Origin of the sequence: Pararhizobium sp. A13 (genome assembly GCF_040126305.1) — a bacterium.
Lineage (GTDB): Bacteria > Pseudomonadota > Alphaproteobacteria > Rhizobiales > Rhizobiaceae > Pararhizobium.
Map to the genome: position 1 here is coordinate 1,685,812 of NZ_CP149510.1, position 17,112 is coordinate 1,702,923.

10 protein-coding genes are annotated in these 17,112 nt (G+C 59.5%); all 10 read right to left on the reverse strand.

The genetic code is table 11. The features are described 5' to 3' along the window. Positions 1-6: 6 nt before the first annotated feature. The 10 genes from WI754_RS08140 to WI754_RS08185 all read right to left on the reverse strand — a co-directional run bounded on the left by WI754_RS08140 (position 7) and on the right by WI754_RS08185 (position 17,038). Positions 7-1,422, reverse strand: coding sequence for an aminotransferase class I/II-fold pyridoxal phosphate-dependent enzyme (locus tag WI754_RS08140; RefSeq protein ID WP_349437189.1), 1,416 nt, complete (start codon positions 1,420-1,422; stop codon positions 7-9). Then, on the reverse strand, positions 1,419-9,008 hold the full coding sequence (locus WI754_RS08145) for a type I polyketide synthase (RefSeq protein ID WP_349437190.1): 7,590 nt from the start codon (positions 9,006-9,008) through the stop codon (positions 1,419-1,421). The genes WI754_RS08140 and WI754_RS08145 overlap by 4 nt, the downstream gene beginning before the upstream one ends. A gap of 314 nt (positions 9,009-9,322) precedes the next feature. Continuing rightward, a complete protein-coding gene (locus WI754_RS08150; protein ID WP_349437191.1) occupies positions 9,323-9,580 on the reverse strand; it encodes a hypothetical protein in 258 nt (85 codons plus the stop codon). Positions 9,581-9,848: 268 nt separating this feature from the next. After that, positions 9,849-10,127 carry a hypothetical protein gene (locus WI754_RS08155; RefSeq protein WP_349437193.1) on the reverse strand — a complete coding sequence of 93 codons (279 nt, stop codon included), beginning with the start codon at positions 10,125-10,127 and terminating at the stop codon, positions 9,849-9,851. A 100-nt stretch (positions 10,128-10,227) separates the two neighbouring features. Continuing rightward, positions 10,228-10,569, reverse strand: a complete 342-nt coding sequence (locus WI754_RS08160) for a hypothetical protein (RefSeq protein WP_349437194.1) — start codon at positions 10,567-10,569, stop codon at positions 10,228-10,230. Positions 10,570-10,583: 14 nt separating this feature from the next. Next, positions 10,584-11,144 carry an ATP-binding protein gene (locus WI754_RS08165; protein ID WP_349437768.1) on the reverse strand — a complete coding sequence of 187 codons (561 nt, stop codon included), beginning with the start codon at positions 11,142-11,144 and terminating at the stop codon, positions 10,584-10,586. A gap of 3 nt (positions 11,145-11,147) precedes the next feature. Continuing rightward, the gene (locus tag WI754_RS08170; RefSeq protein WP_349437195.1) at positions 11,148-13,508 is read right to left on the reverse strand and encodes a SpoIIE family protein phosphatase; all 2,361 of its coding nucleotides are present in this window, start codon (positions 13,506-13,508) and stop codon (positions 11,148-11,150) included. After that, positions 13,505-14,683, reverse strand: a complete 1,179-nt coding sequence (locus tag WI754_RS08175) for a methyltransferase domain-containing protein (protein WP_349437196.1) — start codon at positions 14,681-14,683, stop codon at positions 13,505-13,507. Before WI754_RS08175 ends, WI754_RS08170 begins: the two co-directional genes overlap by 4 nt. Continuing rightward, a complete protein-coding gene (locus WI754_RS08180) occupies positions 14,680-15,195 on the reverse strand; it encodes a ubiquinone biosynthesis methyltransferase UbiE (RefSeq protein ID WP_349437197.1) in 516 nt (171 codons plus the stop codon). The genes WI754_RS08175 and WI754_RS08180 overlap by 4 nt, the downstream gene beginning before the upstream one ends. A gap of 166 nt (positions 15,196-15,361) precedes the next feature. Then, on the reverse strand, positions 15,362-17,038 hold the full coding sequence (locus tag WI754_RS08185) for an EAL domain-containing protein (protein WP_349437198.1): 1,677 nt from the start codon (positions 17,036-17,038) through the stop codon (positions 15,362-15,364). Between the last annotated feature and the right edge of the window lie 74 nt (positions 17,039-17,112).

A 17,112-nucleotide genomic window follows, 5' to 3' on the forward strand; every position in this document is an offset into this window, starting at 1 on the left:
CCAAGGCTAGCGGGAGGCGAGCATCTTCATCATCTGCTGGATATCGATCGACGCGAGGCCGAAATTCCGCTCGGTGAGGTCCTTCAGCTTCTCTGCCGTCAGCGCCACTGTCTGGCGGATCTGTTCCTCGGTGTGCTCGCTGGTGATGAAGAACCGCAAGCGCGCCAGGCCCTCCGGCACGGCCGGGTGAATGATCGGCAGCGCGTTCACGCCGGCGGCGAGGAGATCGTTTGACAGCTGCACTGCGCGCAGCGAATCGCCAACCAGAACCGGCACCACCGAAAAGCCACCGCTCAAGCCCGTGTCGAGGCCGGCTTCCTGGGCGAGCTTGAGGAAGAGCGCGCCGTTGTGCTTCAACGCGGCCGCACGCTCCGGTTCCGTTTCCAGAATGTCGAGGCTGGCGATCGCCGAGGCGGTCAACACCGGTGCAAGGCCGACACTGTAGACGAAACCGCCCGCTGTTGCCTTGAGGACGGCGGCAAGGGCGCCGCTGCCAGCAATATAACCGCCGCAGCTCGAGGTGGTCTTGGACAACGTGCCCATCCAGATATCGACTTCACGCGGGTCGACGCCGAAATGTTCGAACGTGCCCCGGCCGCGGCGCCCGAGAATGCCGAGCGAATGGGCTTCGTCGACCATTAGCCAGAAACCGTATTCCGCCTTCAGCTTCATGATCGCCGGCAGATTGGCGACGTCGCCGTCCATCGAATAGACGCCTTCAACAATCACCAGAATGTGGCGATAGTCACCGGCAACGGTGCGCAGCACATGCTCGAGGTCACTGGCATCATTGTGTTTGAACAGGCGCCGCGTGGCGCCCGACAGCTTGATGCCTGCAAGCGCGCTGTTGTGGATGAACTCGTCGTGGACCACGAGGTCCTTCGGCCCCATCAAGCAGCTGATCGCCGCGACATTGGTGAGGTAGCCGCTGACGAAGCAGACCGATGCCTCGACGCCGTAAAAGGCGGCGATACGCTCTTCGAGCTCAGCATGGACCGGGCGCTCGCCGGCCACGAGGCGGCTCGCCGAAGCGGAGATGCCGAAGGTGTTGATGGCATCGCGCGCCTGAGCGAGCACATGCGGGTGCCGGTTGAGGCCGAGATAGTCGTAGGACGCAAAGTTGATCAGTTTGCGGCCATCGATCACCGTCGTTGCTCCGGCCGCTGTCTGGTGGGCCCGGTAGAAGGGGTTGTCGATGCCGAGCTGTTCGCTCGCAACCTGCTGAGTCAGGACCTGCTTGTATTCCGGCAAGTCCTCGAATTTGGTTTGCTTGCGCCTAACTGGCGGAGGAACGTCGCGCTCGGAGCGAGCCATGCGGTTTTTTTCCGAAGACTGATGCGTGTTGCGCATCCGGTCCAGCAGATTTTCCTTCAGGCTACTGTTCATCTTCGAAACGCTGTGACGTTCCTCGTCCTTGCTCATTGGCTCGCTGCCTTCTCCGTGCCAGTGCCGGTACCGGTGCTGGTGTGACGTTGGGCGAGATCGTTGACGATCTTGTTGTCGGCTGGCTCGCGGTCGTCTTCGCTGCCGTGATCGCGCTTGCTGACCTTGTCATAGAGCTTGCGCGCGACGTCGCCGACGGTCGTATTGTCGGCAACACCGCTCAGCGGCATGTCGAAGCCGGTATTCTGCTGGAAGCTGATCCCGAGTTCCACGGCCATCAGACTGTCGAGGCCGATTTCCTTGAGGACCTTGTTGCGGGAGACCGTATCTTTCGAGACGCGAAGGATAGCAGCGATTTCGCCCGCCACCAGATCATAAAGGATGTCTTCGGCTTCCTGCGGCGATTTGCCTTCGATCATCGCGACGAGATCCATCGTCTGGCCGTCGCTGCCGGCGGAATGCTGGTCGGCGGTCCGCAGGATGACTTCGAACAGGGTATTGCGAACAACCGGTAGGTTGCGCGCCGCTGCCCAATCGAGCTCCGAGATCATGGCCACAGCAGCGTCGATCGTGCCCGGATCCGAGCGGATGTAGTTCTCGACCTGATCGAGTGCTGCCTGTGCCTTCAGTGCCGTCTTGCCGATGCGTTTGGACAAGAGATCGTTGACGTCGGTGTTCTGAGCCAGATAGCCCTTGTCGGCGATCGCACCGAAGCCGATCGCAAGGCCCGGCAGACCTTCAAGTCGGCGCGCGCGAGCAAGGCCCTCGAGATAGCCGTTGGCGGCCACGTAATTGCCCTGACCGGGATTGCCGACCAGCGTCGTTGCCGATGAGAACATGATGAAATGTTCAAGCGTGTCCGAGCGCGTCAGCTTGTCGAGCACGGCGGCGCCCTTGGCTTTCACGTCGATGACCGGGCGGTTGCGTTCGCGGTTGAGGTTGTTGATCAAAGCATCGTCCAGCACCATGGCCGCGTGCACGACGCTCTTGAGCGGACCGATCTGCCGGAGCGTCTTGAGCAGCTTGCCTGCAGCCACCTCGTCCGTGACGTCACAGGCGTGCACGGTCGTTGAAACGCCCTTGTTCTCCCAGCGCTTGATCGTCTCCAGAGTTTCGATGTCTGCAATGCCACGGCGTGTGGCAAGCGCGATGTTGCGTGCGCCCTTGTTCACCAGCCAGTTTGCGGCTGCAAGACCGAAACCGCCGATGCCACCGACGACCAGATGAACGCCGTGGCTATCGACCGACATGCGGCGGGCCGGCCGGCTGGTAACGTCATCGCGTCCGGCAACAGGCGGCAAGACAACGATCTTACCGATGTGGCCGGCATTCTGCATCAGACGGAAGGCATTGCCGATCTCGTCGAAACCAAAAGCGCGATAGGGCAGGGGCACGAGCTTGCCCTCTTCGAACAGCGCACCGATCTCGGTGAAGATGCGCTTCGTCAGCTCCGGGGCATTGACCAGCAACTGGTCGGCGTCGATACCGAAATAGCTGATGTTGCGGCGGAACGGCCGCAGGCCGATCTTGCTGTCAGCGTAATAATCGCGCTTGCCGAGTTCGAGGAACCGGCCGAATGGCTTCACCAGCGACAGGCTCTGTTCCATCGCTTCGGAAAACAGCGAGTTTAGGACCAGGTCCACACCCTCGCCGCCGGTCACGCCGCGAATGTCGTTGACGAAGGCGAGCGATCGGGAATCGAAGACATGATCGGCTCCAAGCATCTTCAGGAAGCGGCGCTTCTCGCGCGTTCCAGCCGTTGCAATCACCTTGGCGCCGGCAAGCTTTGCCACCTGCAATGCCGCCAGACCAACACCGCCGGCCGCGCCGTGGATGAGGATGGTCTCTCCGGCGCGGATTCGGCCTAGTTCTATCATCGCGTAGTAGGCAGTGAGGAACGCGACCGGCACGGTTGCGGCGGCTACGGGGCTGACGGTTTCCGGCAGCCTTGCAACCCCCGACCGCGACACGACGGCATGGGTGGAGAAGGCCGCAGGCGCGATCGCCATCACGGCGTCGCCGACCGAGAGGTCCGTGACACCGCTGCCGATTGCCACGACGTGGCCGGACAATTCCATGCCGATGGTCGCGCCGGCAAAACCGTCTTCGAGTGCCTCTTCCGGCAGAAGGCCCATGGCCCACATGACATCACGGAAATTCAAGCCCGTGGCGGCAACTTCAACGACGACATCGCCAGGGCCCGCCGACGGGATGTCGCACTCTTCCCAGGCGATGCTGCCGACCTGCGAGCTGACGCGCTGGCGGATGGTCGCCGCCTTGAAGGCGCTTGTCCTGCGCAAGGTCTGATCGACCGGCCCGGGAACAGCGCGGATCTCCGAAAGAATTCCGGTCGTTCCGTCCAGCAGCCATTCGCGGTTTGCGCCTTCGTCTGCCAGCATCGCGATCGCCGCGGCAAGCTGGTTGCCGGCGCCGGCCTTGGCGCCGGTGAAATCGAGCGAATGGATATCGAGGAAATCATATTCGTTCTGCAGCACGCGGGCGAATGCCCACAGGCCGCTGTTGATGCTTGAGCCCGGTGCATCCTCGCTGCGCGAAGCCGCAGTTACCGGCGATCCGCCGGGAGCAGCGATCACCAGACGCGGACGATGTCCGGCGGTCGGCTCGGCGTTGGAATAATACTGGCGCAGCGCCTCGGCAAAAGCGCTCAGCGACAGCACCCGGTTTTGCAACACGGAGGAATCCTGGGTCCGGTCGCCGGCGGTCGCCGACGACAGGTATACTGCACGCACCGGCTTCTCGTTGAGCGCTTCGATCGCTTCCGCGATCTTATCCATGTCGGCCTCGATATCGCCCGTCAGTTGAACCGGGACGAGGGGCGCTTCGATCGCATCCTTACCCGTGGGCAGGATGCTGTGAAGGCTTGAAACACTGCCTTCGTGGAGGACAAGCACGGGGTTCGCAGCCTCCGTGGCCGATACCTCCGCCACAGGCGCGGCATCGGTAAACTCGCCGCCTTGTGCTTCGAACACAATGATATTGCCATGCGACGATTCGTGGTCGTCGATCGAGATATTGCGCAGTCCGAGATCGCTCAGGCATTTCTGCCATTGCGTCACCGTTGGCAGCTTGCCGATCGGGAATTCGACCGCCTGACTGCGCGCGAACCAGCCTTCAATCAATCCGAAAGCAAAATCGCTGAATACCGTCGGTGCATTGGTCGCGGCGACGAGCGCGCCATTTTCCTGGAGGCAGGCACGCATCGCATTGCGGATCGCGACGTCTTCATCGACTAGGGTGAAAAACGTATCCGAGGCACTGACGACGAGATCGAAAGCGGGAAGCGTCGCGAAAGCGTCCTTCTTCAGGACACGCACATGCGCGTCGTCCTCAAAGGCGATTTCGAGATTTCGCTGCGCATTTTCGCGCGGTTCGACGACAATCAGCGAAGCGTTGTACTTGGCAACCAGCGTGGCGAGCCGGCGGGTGAAGCCGGCCGACACCGTACCTGCCTCGACGATCCGCAGATCACCTTTGCCGTTCGCCAGCGCCTTTTCGACTGCGGAAAGGACCAGACCCATTCTTTGACGCGTTGACTCGGAATGAACTGTCTGATGGTCGAGCGTCGCATCGCTGATGAAGCCTTGCGGCTTGGCCGCGGCATCGGCCTCGTTGCCCGATATTTCGGAGGCAAACAGGTTGTCGATGCGATCCAATGCTTCGGCATAGGCGTTGTTGATCAAAACGGCTTCGACAGCGCGTTCCGAGCGTTCGCTGTAGAGTTCCTTCAGGATGTCGCCGACCGGGGGCAGTGAGAACTCGGGCGAGATATTCCAGCTGCCGCCCTTATGCTTGCACAGGCCTGCATCTTCGAGAACATAGAGACAGTTGGCCAGGAAACACCGGAAGGCAAAATCGCCGGGCAGCGACCGTGTGTCGATCCTTGCGGTTCCCTTGCCGAGCCTGAGCGCGATTTCGTGGCAGGCCCGATAGATCGCGGCGTTGAAGAGCAGCGTCGTGTTGTCGATGCCGGTATCATCGGTGGCAGCGATCAATGGAAGAGGCAGGGCCTTTCGCGGGGCTGCTGCGAGCGGAGCGGCACGGTCTGAAGGCACCGCCTCATAGTGGAAGGACAGCATGTCCAGCGTCTTGTGCTGCCGCAGATAGGTCCGGCGGAAACGGCAGTCGTCGAAAGCGGCGATGATTTCGCCGCCCTTGCCGAAGAAACGGAACTTCGCCTTGATCGAGTTGGCGCTGATGCGCTCGATCTCGACCAGCGCACGTTTGACGGTCAGGCCCGAATTGGTGACGCGCACCGACCCGAAGCGCACCGGAATATAGGGCGCGCCGCCGGCCTCGCCGGTAAAGCGGTCGAAGAGCGCAACCAGGCCATGGAAGGTCGCATCGATGGAGATCGGGTTGAGGCTGTAGGAAACGAAGGGGTGGCCTGCTTCCTCCGGATCCTTCAATTCGACATCGATCAGCCGGTCGCCATAGGAGACGGCCCGCGCCATCAGTTGGAACCGCGGACCATAGTCGAGGCCGAACTGGCGCGCGGTTTCATAGGCCTTGGCAGGCGTTACGGTCGCGGTTTTCTCAAGGCCGGCGAACAGGTTTCCGGAGGCTGGCTCATCCGCCGGAATGGGCTTGCGGCTGCGCGCCACGGCGTGCACGGCCCAATCGTCCTCAGACAGCCGCTCGCGCGAACGGATCTCGATATCCCCGGTCTCGGGCGAGAGGATGGTCGATAGTTCCATCATCCGGTTGTCGGCAAGTTCCAGTGGCCGGACAATTTCCAAATTGGTGATGTCGACGTCCGGCGTGCCGTAATACAGCTGCGCGGCGGAAACGGCGATTTCGATGAAGCCGCTGCCTGGCAGGATGGCCTTGCCATCGACGACGTGTTCCGCAAGATCCGGAAACAGATGCGCGTCGATATGGTTCTTCCAGCTGCCGCTGTTCGGATCGGCGCGCCAGCCAGCCAAAGTGTAAGGGGTCTTGGATCCACGGCCGAACAGATCCGTTGAATCGCTGGTTGTTGCCGGACGCAGTTCTGTCAGCTCGAACGGCAGGTTCGGCAGACGGACGAAGGCGTTGCGCTTGCCGAACAGGCGGGTTTCATCAAAGGCGGCACCGTGTGCGATGGCACGCGCCATGGCGCGCGAGATCGGGTCCCGACCCTTTTCGCCAGGGTCGCGCAGCAGGGTTGGCACGACCATGCCCGGGGCGGAGGACTGCTTCACCGTTTCCTTCAGATAGGACGACAGGATCGGGCGGGGCGAGATTTCGATGAACAGGCTGCAGCCGAGTTCGATGGCGGCTTCCGTTGCCGCCTGGAAACGGACCGGTTCACGGACGTTTTTCCACCAGTAATCGGGGTCAAGCTGCGTGCCATCCAACCGGTCGCCGGTGACGGTGGAGAGATAGGCGAGTTCCGACTTGCGCGGTGCGATGTCCGGAATGTCGGAAAGGAACGCCTTCTTCGCCTGATCGATAATCGGGTGGTGGAAAGGATAGTTGATGTCGAGAATCTGGACCGGAATCTTGGCTTTGCGCGCTGCGTCGCGGAAGGCAGAGACTTCGTGCGCCGGGCCGGAGATCGTCACAGAGTTATGGGCGTTGACCGCAGCAACGCAAACATGTTCGAGGCCGCGCGCCTTGGCGAAGGCGTTTGCGGCCTCTTCACTAAGCATTGCCGCCGCCATGGTTCCCTGACCGGCAAGTAGATCCTGGTGCAGCGACCGCTTGGCAACGATCGAAACCGCATCAACGAGCGAAAGGGCGCCGGCCGCATAGGCCGCGGCGATTTCGCCGACCGAATGGCCGAAAACAGCCGTGGGCTTGATGCCCATGGCGACCAGCGAGTCCGACAGAGCTGCCTGAACGGCAAACAGCAGCGGCTGGGCAACCTTGGTGTCGGAGAGCTTCCCATCCAGATCCGGATCGGTGAGCAGGTCGGTCAGCACGATATCCGAGTGGAACTTGAACAATGCGCTGACGGAGGTGAAACACTGCCGGAAGTGCAGGTTCTCGCGGAATGCCTCGACACCCATGCCTGCCCATTGCGAACCGTTGCCGGAGAAAACGAAGGCAACCTTCGCATCCTTCGTCACTGCTTCGCCGGTTTCGCCGATGTCGGACGCAGGCTTTTCGAGATGGCTGGCGATGGCGCGGACAATGTCTTCCGGATGATCGCTGCGTGCGGCAAAACGGTAGCGCATCTGCGTGCGGTTGGCCCCCGACGCAGCGACGATGGAGCGAACTTCCTCCTGAGAGGCCTTGGCGAAGGTCGATTTGTACGACTTCAGCAGCTCTTCCAGGCTGTTGACGGTATGGGCGCTCGCCATGAACACATGGCCGGTGGCGTTGTTGCGGTTGCGCTCGTCCTGAACCGGATCCGGGTCGCTGATGACGACATGGGCGTTGGCGCCGCCGAAGCCGAAGGAATTGATGCCGGCGAGGCGGGCGCGCTTGCCGCGGAGCAGTTCGATCGGGTTCGCAGTGACGCGAACGTTCAGCCCATCGAAGTCGATATTGTCGTTCGGCGTCTCGAAATGCAGCGAGGCGGGCAGATAATTGTTCTCGAGTGCCATGACGGCCTTGAGCATACCGAACAGGCCGGAGGCGGGCTCGGTATGGCCGATATTCGACTTGATGGAGCCGATCGGAACCGGCGCACGGCGATTGGCGCCGATCACAGTGCCGATCGACCAGACTTCGGATGGATCGCCCACCTTGGTGCCGGTGCCATGGCCTTCGACGAAGGCGACCTGATTGGCATCGATATTGTTGCCCTCGTAGATCGAGCGCAACAGGTTGGCCTGGGCTTCGCGAGATGGCAGCGAAATGCCGTTGGTGCGGCCGGCGGAATTCACGCCGGTGGCGACGATCTTCGCGTAGCTGCGGTCCTTTTCCTGACGCGCTCTGTCTGAGCGGCGCAGGATGAAGACGACGCCGCCTTCGGCACGCACATAACCGGCGCCGTCATTGTCATAGGCGCGGCACAGGCCCTCGGGCGACAGCATGCGCGCCTGGGCAAAGCCGACGAACGGAAGCGGGTGCGCCAGAATATTGACACCGCCAACGATCGCCGTGTCGATTTCACCCATATTCAGCGCCCGCATCGCCTGGTCAAGCGCGACCAGCGATGAGGAGCAGGCGGTATCGACCGTCATGCTCGGGCCGCTGAGGCCGAAGATATGGGAAATGCGATTGGAAACGATCGAAAGCGTGTTTCCGGTCATGAAATAAGGTCCGGCTGCGGCCGGATCCTCGACGGTCAGGTTGGCATGGTCGAGGCTGGAGGCGCCGATATAGACGCCGACATTCTCGCCGTGCAGCGACGGAATCGCGATATTGGCATCTTCCAGAGCGCGCCAGGCGAGCTGCAACAGAACGCGCTGCTGCGGGTCCATATACATGGCCTCGCGCTGCGACATGCCGAAGGCAGCCGGATCGAAATCATAGATGCTGTCGAGCACGCCGGCCGCAAAGGAATAGGTCTTGCCCTGGTTGCCAATGACCGGATGCCAGAAGCGAGCAAGATCCCATCGGTCCGACGGTATGCGTGTGACGGTGCACTTCCCCTGGCGCAAAATTCGAAACAACGCCTGTGGCGAATCGGCCCCGGGGGCGAGACATGCACGCCCTATGATTTCAACTGTCATATTTTATCGAACGCTCTAAACTGCTGAGTTATCCTGCTGATTGCATCTAAAACGCGAAAAAGCAATCGGAACCTCTTCTCCCGACCCCGTCGGATCGACCCCTCTTCACTTCGAAGTCAGCTACATTAGTGTCCTTTTAACCCATGTTCTCCAGCTTTCAACCCCGTTATGCGAACATACATTCGCTCCACAACACTTATGGAATCACACCGTAACCGTTGTGGAGAAGCTGGAGTTGGGCCAGGGGAAAACGCAAACGCGACAGGCACCTCCCTTGGCGCGGCCGACCCAAGCATTTTGAAGAGCGTCCTCGTTTAATCAAAAACAACATCGCTCTTGGTATGGCGCCGGATAAGTTTCAGCGATCTGTCGGGCTGAATGACATAGGTCTCGTAGGCGATGCCGCTACCATAGCGGAATGAATTGTGCACGACGCTGCCGATCGGTGATTTCATCAGCTTGGTGCGGGGCTGGCCGCCATAGGTGATGCTGCCGGGCACCGGCTCGACCTCCGGCGTGGTGCAGGAGGCAAGCACGAGGGCGACGGCACTCAGGACGATGAGAGATTTCATTGCGGCCTACTCCGTAACGACGCTCACGGAGCATGTAACGTGATTGCCGGCACGTTCAAGATGTAGCGGAAGTGTCGGGTGCACCGAAGCGGCGGGCAGGAGGGATCGGCCGGCGGCACCCCGAAGTCTTGCCTATTGTGGTTCGCCTGCTGGTAATGTTTGATGCTCATCGCGGCAATGCAAAGCGCAGGTGTTGTGACGATGAAATAAGCGCGGCCGTCGATTGTTGCCGTGCCAACGCGCGAATCCCAGCTGACGCCCATCAACATTAGTGTTTGGCGCTCTCCGAATTTGGCGATGGAAACACGAAATGAAGCTGGCCGGACTTGATCGAAGCGCGCTCGATCAGAGCCTTGTGCTCTTCCCGCATCGCCCGCGAACGCTCCCTGAAGGCCCGCGATTGGGCGAGTACCGCCTGAGTCCGCTCAGTAATTTCATCAATATGGCGCATCACTGACCTCAAAAGTTTTGCCGCACTATCTGCGATCACTTGAACCGGAACGGAGAACCAGGCAGCCCGCGCACCAGTTTTCGCAGCATCGTTCACGTTATGTTCTTTTTTGGAGAAAATGTCAAGAACGCTGAAATCCTTGGTCAGCTTGACGTGTTCCCCGTCTAAGAAGCGCCGCGAACCGGAATTGGCGATTCTAAGAGCCCGTCAGGAGCTCAATCGCGGGGTGCAGCTTCTTCAGGTTTGGGAGTGACTTTGATTGCCATGGGAACTCCGACGTTCCGCGCACCGTCAGATGGACATTTGGCCTGTTGCGGGCTTCGATGGTGAGCTTGGCAAGCAGGTTGATCCCGGACGAATTGAGAAACTGCAGTCCCGTCAGGTCTATGGTAACGCGATCGGGCTCGGTATCAAGAATACTCATGACAAGGGCGAAAATTGGGGCATAAGCCTCCGCACCCGGCAGGCGCATGGTGCCATCGAAGTAGATTTCCTTGTCTTCCGACCAGACTCTATATTCTTCCGCCTTGATTTCCATATTCTGTCCGCCCATCAGTTCGAGATCTCGGGGAGCATGATAGACGCATAGGTTTCCAGCGGGATTTTGAAGTCCTGTTCTCTGGAACCAAAAACCCATGCGAAGTGAGCACCATAATCGCTCATGAGCGTCAGAAGTCCAAGCCCCGACCCGCTCGCGTCCGCTTGTGCCGCATTCGCTTCGATCCGCTCTATGAGCCGCTCGCCGGGATCTCCGGTTGTAATCTCTGAAAGCAAATGCTGGAAGCGCTCGGCGGCTGCCTTGTCGATGAAATTTGAAACCTTCGCACGAAAGGTGTTGGCTTCGAGCGAGGCTTCCACGAGAATTTCGCCGCCCTTGCGGAATTTTACGGCATTTTCTATGAGCTCATTGGTCAGGTAGCCAATGTTGTGTCGCACCTCTCTGTAGAGGCTGCGGGATGCGCGGTAGCGCAACGCGGCGAATTCGGCGACAAAATCCGACGTAATCCCGCAGTGCTTGAAGCTGAGATCCAGCGGTCCTTCGAATAAACGAAGTCGGGTGACCTTTTCTCCCGTTCCGATCGTCAGGTCCGCCAATCCATAGAGGGTCGTCATCATTCACCTGTGTCTCATGACTACGAGAGTGATATCGTCATGGATCTTCTGCGTACCGATATGCGCCATCAGATCCTTGAGAATCCCCAATTTGACGTCCTCAGCGCTTTGCCCGTATAGCTGACGCGCGCTTTCGCAAAGCCTCTCTATGCCAAAAAGCTCCCCGTCCCGGTTCTCCGCCTCGGTGACACCATCGGTGTGGAGAATGATCATGTCGCCGTGGCCGAACGAGATCTCCCGGGTTGCCACGAACGGCGAGATATCCGGCTCCAAGCCGATCGGTAAACCGAGATCAAGGGTGTCGATCCGCTCCACCTCTCCCAAACTGCGAACCACGATCAGTTCCTCATGCTGGCCGGAAAGTGTCAGGCGTCCTCCCTCATAGTCCAGGAATGCGAGGGAAAGATGCTTGTTGGTGCTCGTCCTGACGACATTCTTGTAGATGGCCCGGTTGACACTGTTGAGGAACTGCGACGGGTCCATGTCGCCCGCTTCCTGAAGAGCCCGAGCGACCGATTGAACCATCAGCATCAACACGCCGCTCTCCAGCCCATGCCCGGTAACATCGCCGATGCCGATCTTCAGTCGTTCTCCATCCTTGAGAACATCATAATAGTCGCCACCGACTTCGTCGGCGGGCCGCATGTAGGCCGCTATCTCCATTTCCGTGATTTCTTCAAGTTCACCCGCCTTGGGCAGAACCATCATCTGTATCCGCCGGGCGACGGCCAGTTCGGCGCCAAGGCGCACATTCTCGCTGCGCAACTGCGTGTTCAATGCGGAGATCTGCAGGTTCGCCTCTTCGATCTCCTTTGTGCGATCCTCCACCAGTTGCTCAAGATTTTCGGTATGAAAACTGATCTGCTCAGCCATGCGATTGAAGGCGGCACCGGCCTCGCCGACCTCGTCGCGGGTTGGAATATCGACCCTGACGGAATAATCCTGGACCTGGATACGCTTGGCCGCGCCGGCGAGCGCGCTGATACCGCCGGTTATACGCTTGGATATCGCGAACACGGCCGCAATCACGAAAAGCAGCGACACGAGGAGCGCCAGGATCTGATAGATCAGGATCCTGTTCGTGGCTTCCGAAATTTTCGCCTGTGCGGCAAATAGCGAGGCATAGATCTCGCGTTCGGGCACGACGATGCCAAGCGACATGGTCTCGCGCCGAACGGGGCCGGATAGCCACAGGTTCGTCGGCTGCAGGTGCTTCACGACGACCAGATAGGGTACCTTCTCGCCGTTTTCGTCGAGCATGATATGTTGAAGCAGTCCATCCTGATCCAGTGGCAATTGCGCAATCTGCGGCTGCACGCTCCGGCGCAAGGAGCGGTCGAGACCCGTGACGCCTTCACTGTTGCCGGCGCTCGATGTCTGAAGGCCGATCACCTTCTCCCCCACCGGGTTGATGGCGACAACATTGCCGTCCGACATCGTCAGGAAACCAAATCCGTTGTCGGCGACTTTGACGTTCTCCACGATTTCGGCCAGCTGGTCGAGGGTAATATCCGCTCCCGCAGCACCGGCCACGCGTTTGCCGTCGCTTGACCGGAGCGGCTGGAAGAAACTGACGATGAGTTTGCCCGTGATTGCGTCCGTATACGGTGCCGTTTGCGTGATGTTGCTATTTGCGGGGCGCGATCCGGGGTCCTGTGCCCATTGTTGCCACGACTCGTAAAGACCCGGGAAGAAGAAGGTCCAGAAGTCTGCCTCGTTGTGACCTGGGTAGAGCCTGTCGAAAGTCTGCGCCTGATCGGTATAGGGCGCCGTCCTGAAGATTGGCCGCTCCCTCGGACCGATATAGTACATCTGAAGCTTCGACTGGCCGTTCGCCAGCAGGCTCGGAACAATGAGGTCCAGGACGGCGCTGTTTTCGATTTCCCTCTGGACTTCAGGAAGCGGCACATGATTTGAATCGAGAAGATATCCCCAGACGCTGACCACGGACAGAGGTCCGGGGCGGTTCTGAGCCCACCGCCCCTTCGCATCGTAGGTGACGGTCACCGCTTCGGGGGCGCCACGCGCCATCGCTTCCCCGATCTGGGTCTCTCTCGCGGGGTGGTCGATCTGCGCTTGCAGGACGCCGGCCAAGGTGCCGACGTCGGAATGGACCTGATCCAGGAGCAGATTGACGCGGGCGGCTGTCCCTTCCGCGTAGGAGCGGATGTAGTCCTGGTTGGCCCGCTCCAGGCCTTGCCCGACCTCCGCCGTGGCATCACGGGAAAGCCTCTGCACATTCCAGAGTGCAAGGCCGCCGCTGACGAGCAGATCGAACAGAACGGCGCTTCCAACGACAAGGACGAACTTGGCGCGGAATGAGCGCAGGCCGAACCGGGCGGTGTGTTGCAGAGGCGCGTTCATAGAGGTTTGCGTCCAGATGCCACCCAGATCGGCCAGCCGGCATAGCCTTTGGGATGGAGGGCAGCGAAGATATGGTCTTGGAAGCCTTGGCGGAAGCGTTGGATGAATTCAGGAGAATCGCCACGCTTCACGGCCATTTCACCGGCATAGACATCTTCCCAAGCAGCGATAACGTCGGCGAAGTCCCGTGGGTCGCCGTCAAGGTTGGTGACCATGAACGACTCCACGGCGATGTCGTCGAAGCCGGCGTCTGCAAGATACCGGCGGCTTTTAGGTCCCAACTCTACGTCCATCTCGAAATGACTGAATAACTTCGCGACTTCGTTATACGTCCATTGAATGCTCTGTGATCGAGGCTCGCCGAGGCAGTGCGAATTTTTCTCGTTGGTTATGTATACCCGTCCTCCGGGCTTGCAGATCCGGTAAAGCTCCGCCAGAAGCGCGTTCGGCTGATTAAATATCTGCAGCGAATGGCGGCAGCTCACGAAGTCGAACTGATTGTCCTCAAGCAGCATCTCGGATGCGTCGCCATAGGTATATTCAATGCCCGTAATGCCGAAACCGGCTGCCACGTCGCGCGCATAGGCAAGACTTGCCTTCGAATGATCGAGCGCGACAATCCGGGCCGGTTGGAACTCCTTTTGGACAAGCACGGCGAAATCACCGATACCGCAGCAGATATCCGCCATCACGACACCCGGGCGAAGGCCATGACGCGGAAGGATGGCGCGCTCATGGCGCCAGGTCATCTTGGTTTGCGTGCGCAATATCGGAATAAAGCTCGCGTTCTCCACGAAGTTCTGGCCAGGGTAGAATTTGGAGTCGTAGACCTCGACTGTGATCTGTGGCTCGATCTCGTTCAAACGTGTGAACATCCGGGTGGTCCAGCCGACGACGCTCGAGGTCACGATCACGAAGCGAAGATCCGGCCGCGTCCGGCAGGCGTCGAGAACCACCCGCACGAAGACGTGGAAAGCGGTGTTGTTCATCTGAACGAGGCGCCTCACATTGATGTAAAGAACGCCTCGCACCTCGTCGATTGCTTCCTTGAGGATCGAAATGCTTGCTGCGATCTCGTCTATTGAGCGCGGACGGACCACTCCGGAAAGAGAGAACTCTTGGCTATTGGCGTCAAACTCTGCCTTGAAGGGTATGGAAAGACCCGTTGAGCTCAACTCACAATTCCTTCCAAAGGCAGATCAACTACGAGCGTTACAGACGGCGGGGCACTTTCGTCCAGGTGAACCTGAGCGTCGAAGTTGACCGCCAGGTCCAGAAGGACCACATCCTTGCTGGGTGCAAGGTCAGTCGAAATGGAATCGAGATAGCGGGCGTAGGCGTCCTCCTGATGGGTTTTCGACACCGCTTCGCGATAAAACTGCCGGTGGCCAGGGGGGCAGGGAAAAGAGAGCCTCACTCGTTCCGTTGCCCCCTGCCGATAGATCACGCAGCCAATCTGGCCTTCAGGAGAGCCGCCACGAAACGAAAGCTCCAGAAGTTCGTTGAGGGCGGATGAGAAAAAATTCGAATGCCGAACGGGATCCGTCCGGTTGTGGCTGATCATCCGCGCCACGAAGGTAGACAGCTGATCGCAATGGCGCCAATCCGAAAGGAAGGTTTCCATCTCCATCTCAAGTTGAAGCAAGGGTTCAAAGCCTGCTCCCGCTGGTTTTGCGGCTAGTTCCATGCCGATTCGTCCTCCATGAGCAAACTCTGCCACGGCGTCTCAAAACTCTCCACAGCGATTTTTCGCGCAACCGAACTTGCGGTCAGGGATCGACGGTCGCGCCGGCCCCGTTTTGAGTCTCGGACCGCGCGCCACCGAGGCCTACGACAGGGTGCGAGAAGCCCTGCTATAAGAATGCCATCGACGACTGGCGAAGGAACTCGTCGATCGCTCCAGCGGGCATCGGAACGCCCAAGAAATACCCCTGCAACTGGTCGCATCCCTCCATCTGGAGCCAAGTGATCTGGCCTCGCGTCTCCACGCCTTCGGCGGTGACGCGCATTCCCAGGCCATGGGCGAGAGCGATTATAAATCGAACGATCGTCTGGCTCTTCTCGTCGCTCTCGAGATCCTTGATGAAATATTTGTCGATCTTGATCGTGTCGAAGGGGAAGTTCTTGAGATAGCTCAATGAGGAATAATAGGTTCCGAAATCATCGAGCGAAATCTGAACGCCGAGGACATTCAACGTATTGAGCGTATCGAGATTGTTTGTCGTTCGCTCCAGCAACACGGATTCGGTGATTTCGAGTTCGAGGCGATCGGCGCGCAGACCGACCGCATCGAGTGTCTGGGCGACCCGATCCGTCAACCCTTCACGCAAAAATTCCGCCGAAGAAAGATTGACGGCTACCGTGAAATGGGCGGGCCAAGTCGCCGCCGTTCGGCAGGCCTGCTCCAACACCCATTGCCCGATTTCGCTCATAAGACCATCGGACTCAGCCATGGGAATGAAGACGCTCGGTGGGATCAGACCCACCAGAGGATGGCGCCATCGCAAGAGCGCTTCAAAGCCGACAATCGAAAAGGGCGGTCTCACGAGAGGCTGATACTCAACGAAGAATTGCCCATCCTGAAGGGCGGTCCGCAAGCTGCGGCGCAACATTTCGCGCTGCTCCAGGACGATGAGCATCGAGCGGCTGAACGTCCTTGCGCGACCGCGGCCATCTTTCTTCGCCGCGTAGAGCGCAATGTCGGCAGCCTTCATCAACTGCTCGATCTCGTTGCCGTCCCCGGGCGCGACGGCAACCCCCACGCTCGCTCCGACGAAGACATTGATGCCCTCGACCGTGAACGGTTCCTTGAAAGCGTTGACGAGCGCATCAGCCAAGCGCTCCGCCTCGCGGGGCTGGTCGACTTTCCACTGAATGACCGCAAATTCGTCGCCTGCCAGCCGGTAGGCAAGCTCCCGCTCCCCAAGGACGCTCCTTATTCTTTCCGCCGCCATCTTGAGAACGGCATCGCCAGCACCGTGGCCCAACGTGTCATTGATCGGCTTGAAGTCATCAAGATCTATCTGCATGAGGGCCAGCTTTGCCCCCAATGGCACCGGCAAAGTGTCCCGCAACTGATCGCTGAATTGGCGCCGGTTTGCCAATCCTGTCAGAACATCATGGGTTGCCTGGTGAAGAAGAAGCGCGCGGTCGTTGTCGCTTTGACTGGACGTCTGGCGACGTGCGGAGTGTCTTTCCGCTTCAATGACTCCGATGCCGCGAGCCGTGCGGAAGATCAGCAGGGTGCGACGATCTGCTGTTGTTGCATCCGCAATTTCGATGCTTCGCGGCACACCGTTGGCAAACACGAATTCGACAGCGGCCTTGGCTTTGGGAGCCAGCAGCTCAGGGTAGACGTGCCACAAGGTCGCGTCGACCAGAGAGTCGACAAAATATGTTTTGCTGTGCCTTGGCGAGCAGTCGATGAGATGAAAGCTCTCGTCGTAAAGCGAGATGAGCTCGTCTTTTTGCGTGAAGGAATAACGTTCGACCGAAGATGAAGCAGACAACGTCTTATCAGCGTCCCGCATTCTTGCCTCTCCCTTCTGTTGCGTATCACCCAAGCAGTGCTAGCACTAATCCGTCAGCGATTGCATCACATGCA

What these genes read in the sequence shown, in the direction of transcription:
- WI754_RS08140 (WP_349437189.1), bottom strand. Translation starts at nt 1,422, where the DNA reads ATGAGCAAGGACGAGGAACGTCACAGCGTTTCGAAGATGAACAGTAGC.
- WI754_RS08145 (WP_349437190.1), bottom strand. Translation starts at nt 9,008, where the DNA reads ATGACAGTTGAAATCATAGGGCGTGCATGTCTCGCCCCCGGGGCCGAT.
- WI754_RS08150 (WP_349437191.1), bottom strand. Translation starts at nt 9,580, where the DNA reads ATGAAATCTCTCATCGTCCTGAGTGCCGTCGCCCTCGTGCTTGCCTCC.
- WI754_RS08160 (WP_349437194.1), bottom strand. Translation starts at nt 10,569, where the DNA reads ATGGAAATCAAGGCGGAAGAATATAGAGTCTGGTCGGAAGACAAGGAA.
- WI754_RS08165 (WP_349437768.1), bottom strand. Translation starts at nt 11,144, where the DNA reads ATGACGACCCTCTATGGATTGGCGGACCTGACGATCGGAACGGGAGAA.
- WI754_RS08170 (WP_349437195.1), bottom strand. Translation starts at nt 13,508, where the DNA reads ATGAACGCGCCTCTGCAACACACCGCCCGGTTCGGCCTGCGCTCATTC.
- WI754_RS08180 (WP_349437197.1), bottom strand. Translation starts at nt 15,195, where the DNA reads ATGGAACTAGCCGCAAAACCAGCGGGAGCAGGCTTTGAACCCTTGCTT.
- WI754_RS08185 (WP_349437198.1), bottom strand. Translation starts at nt 17,038, where the DNA reads ATGCGGGACGCTGATAAGACGTTGTCTGCTTCATCTTCGGTCGAACGT.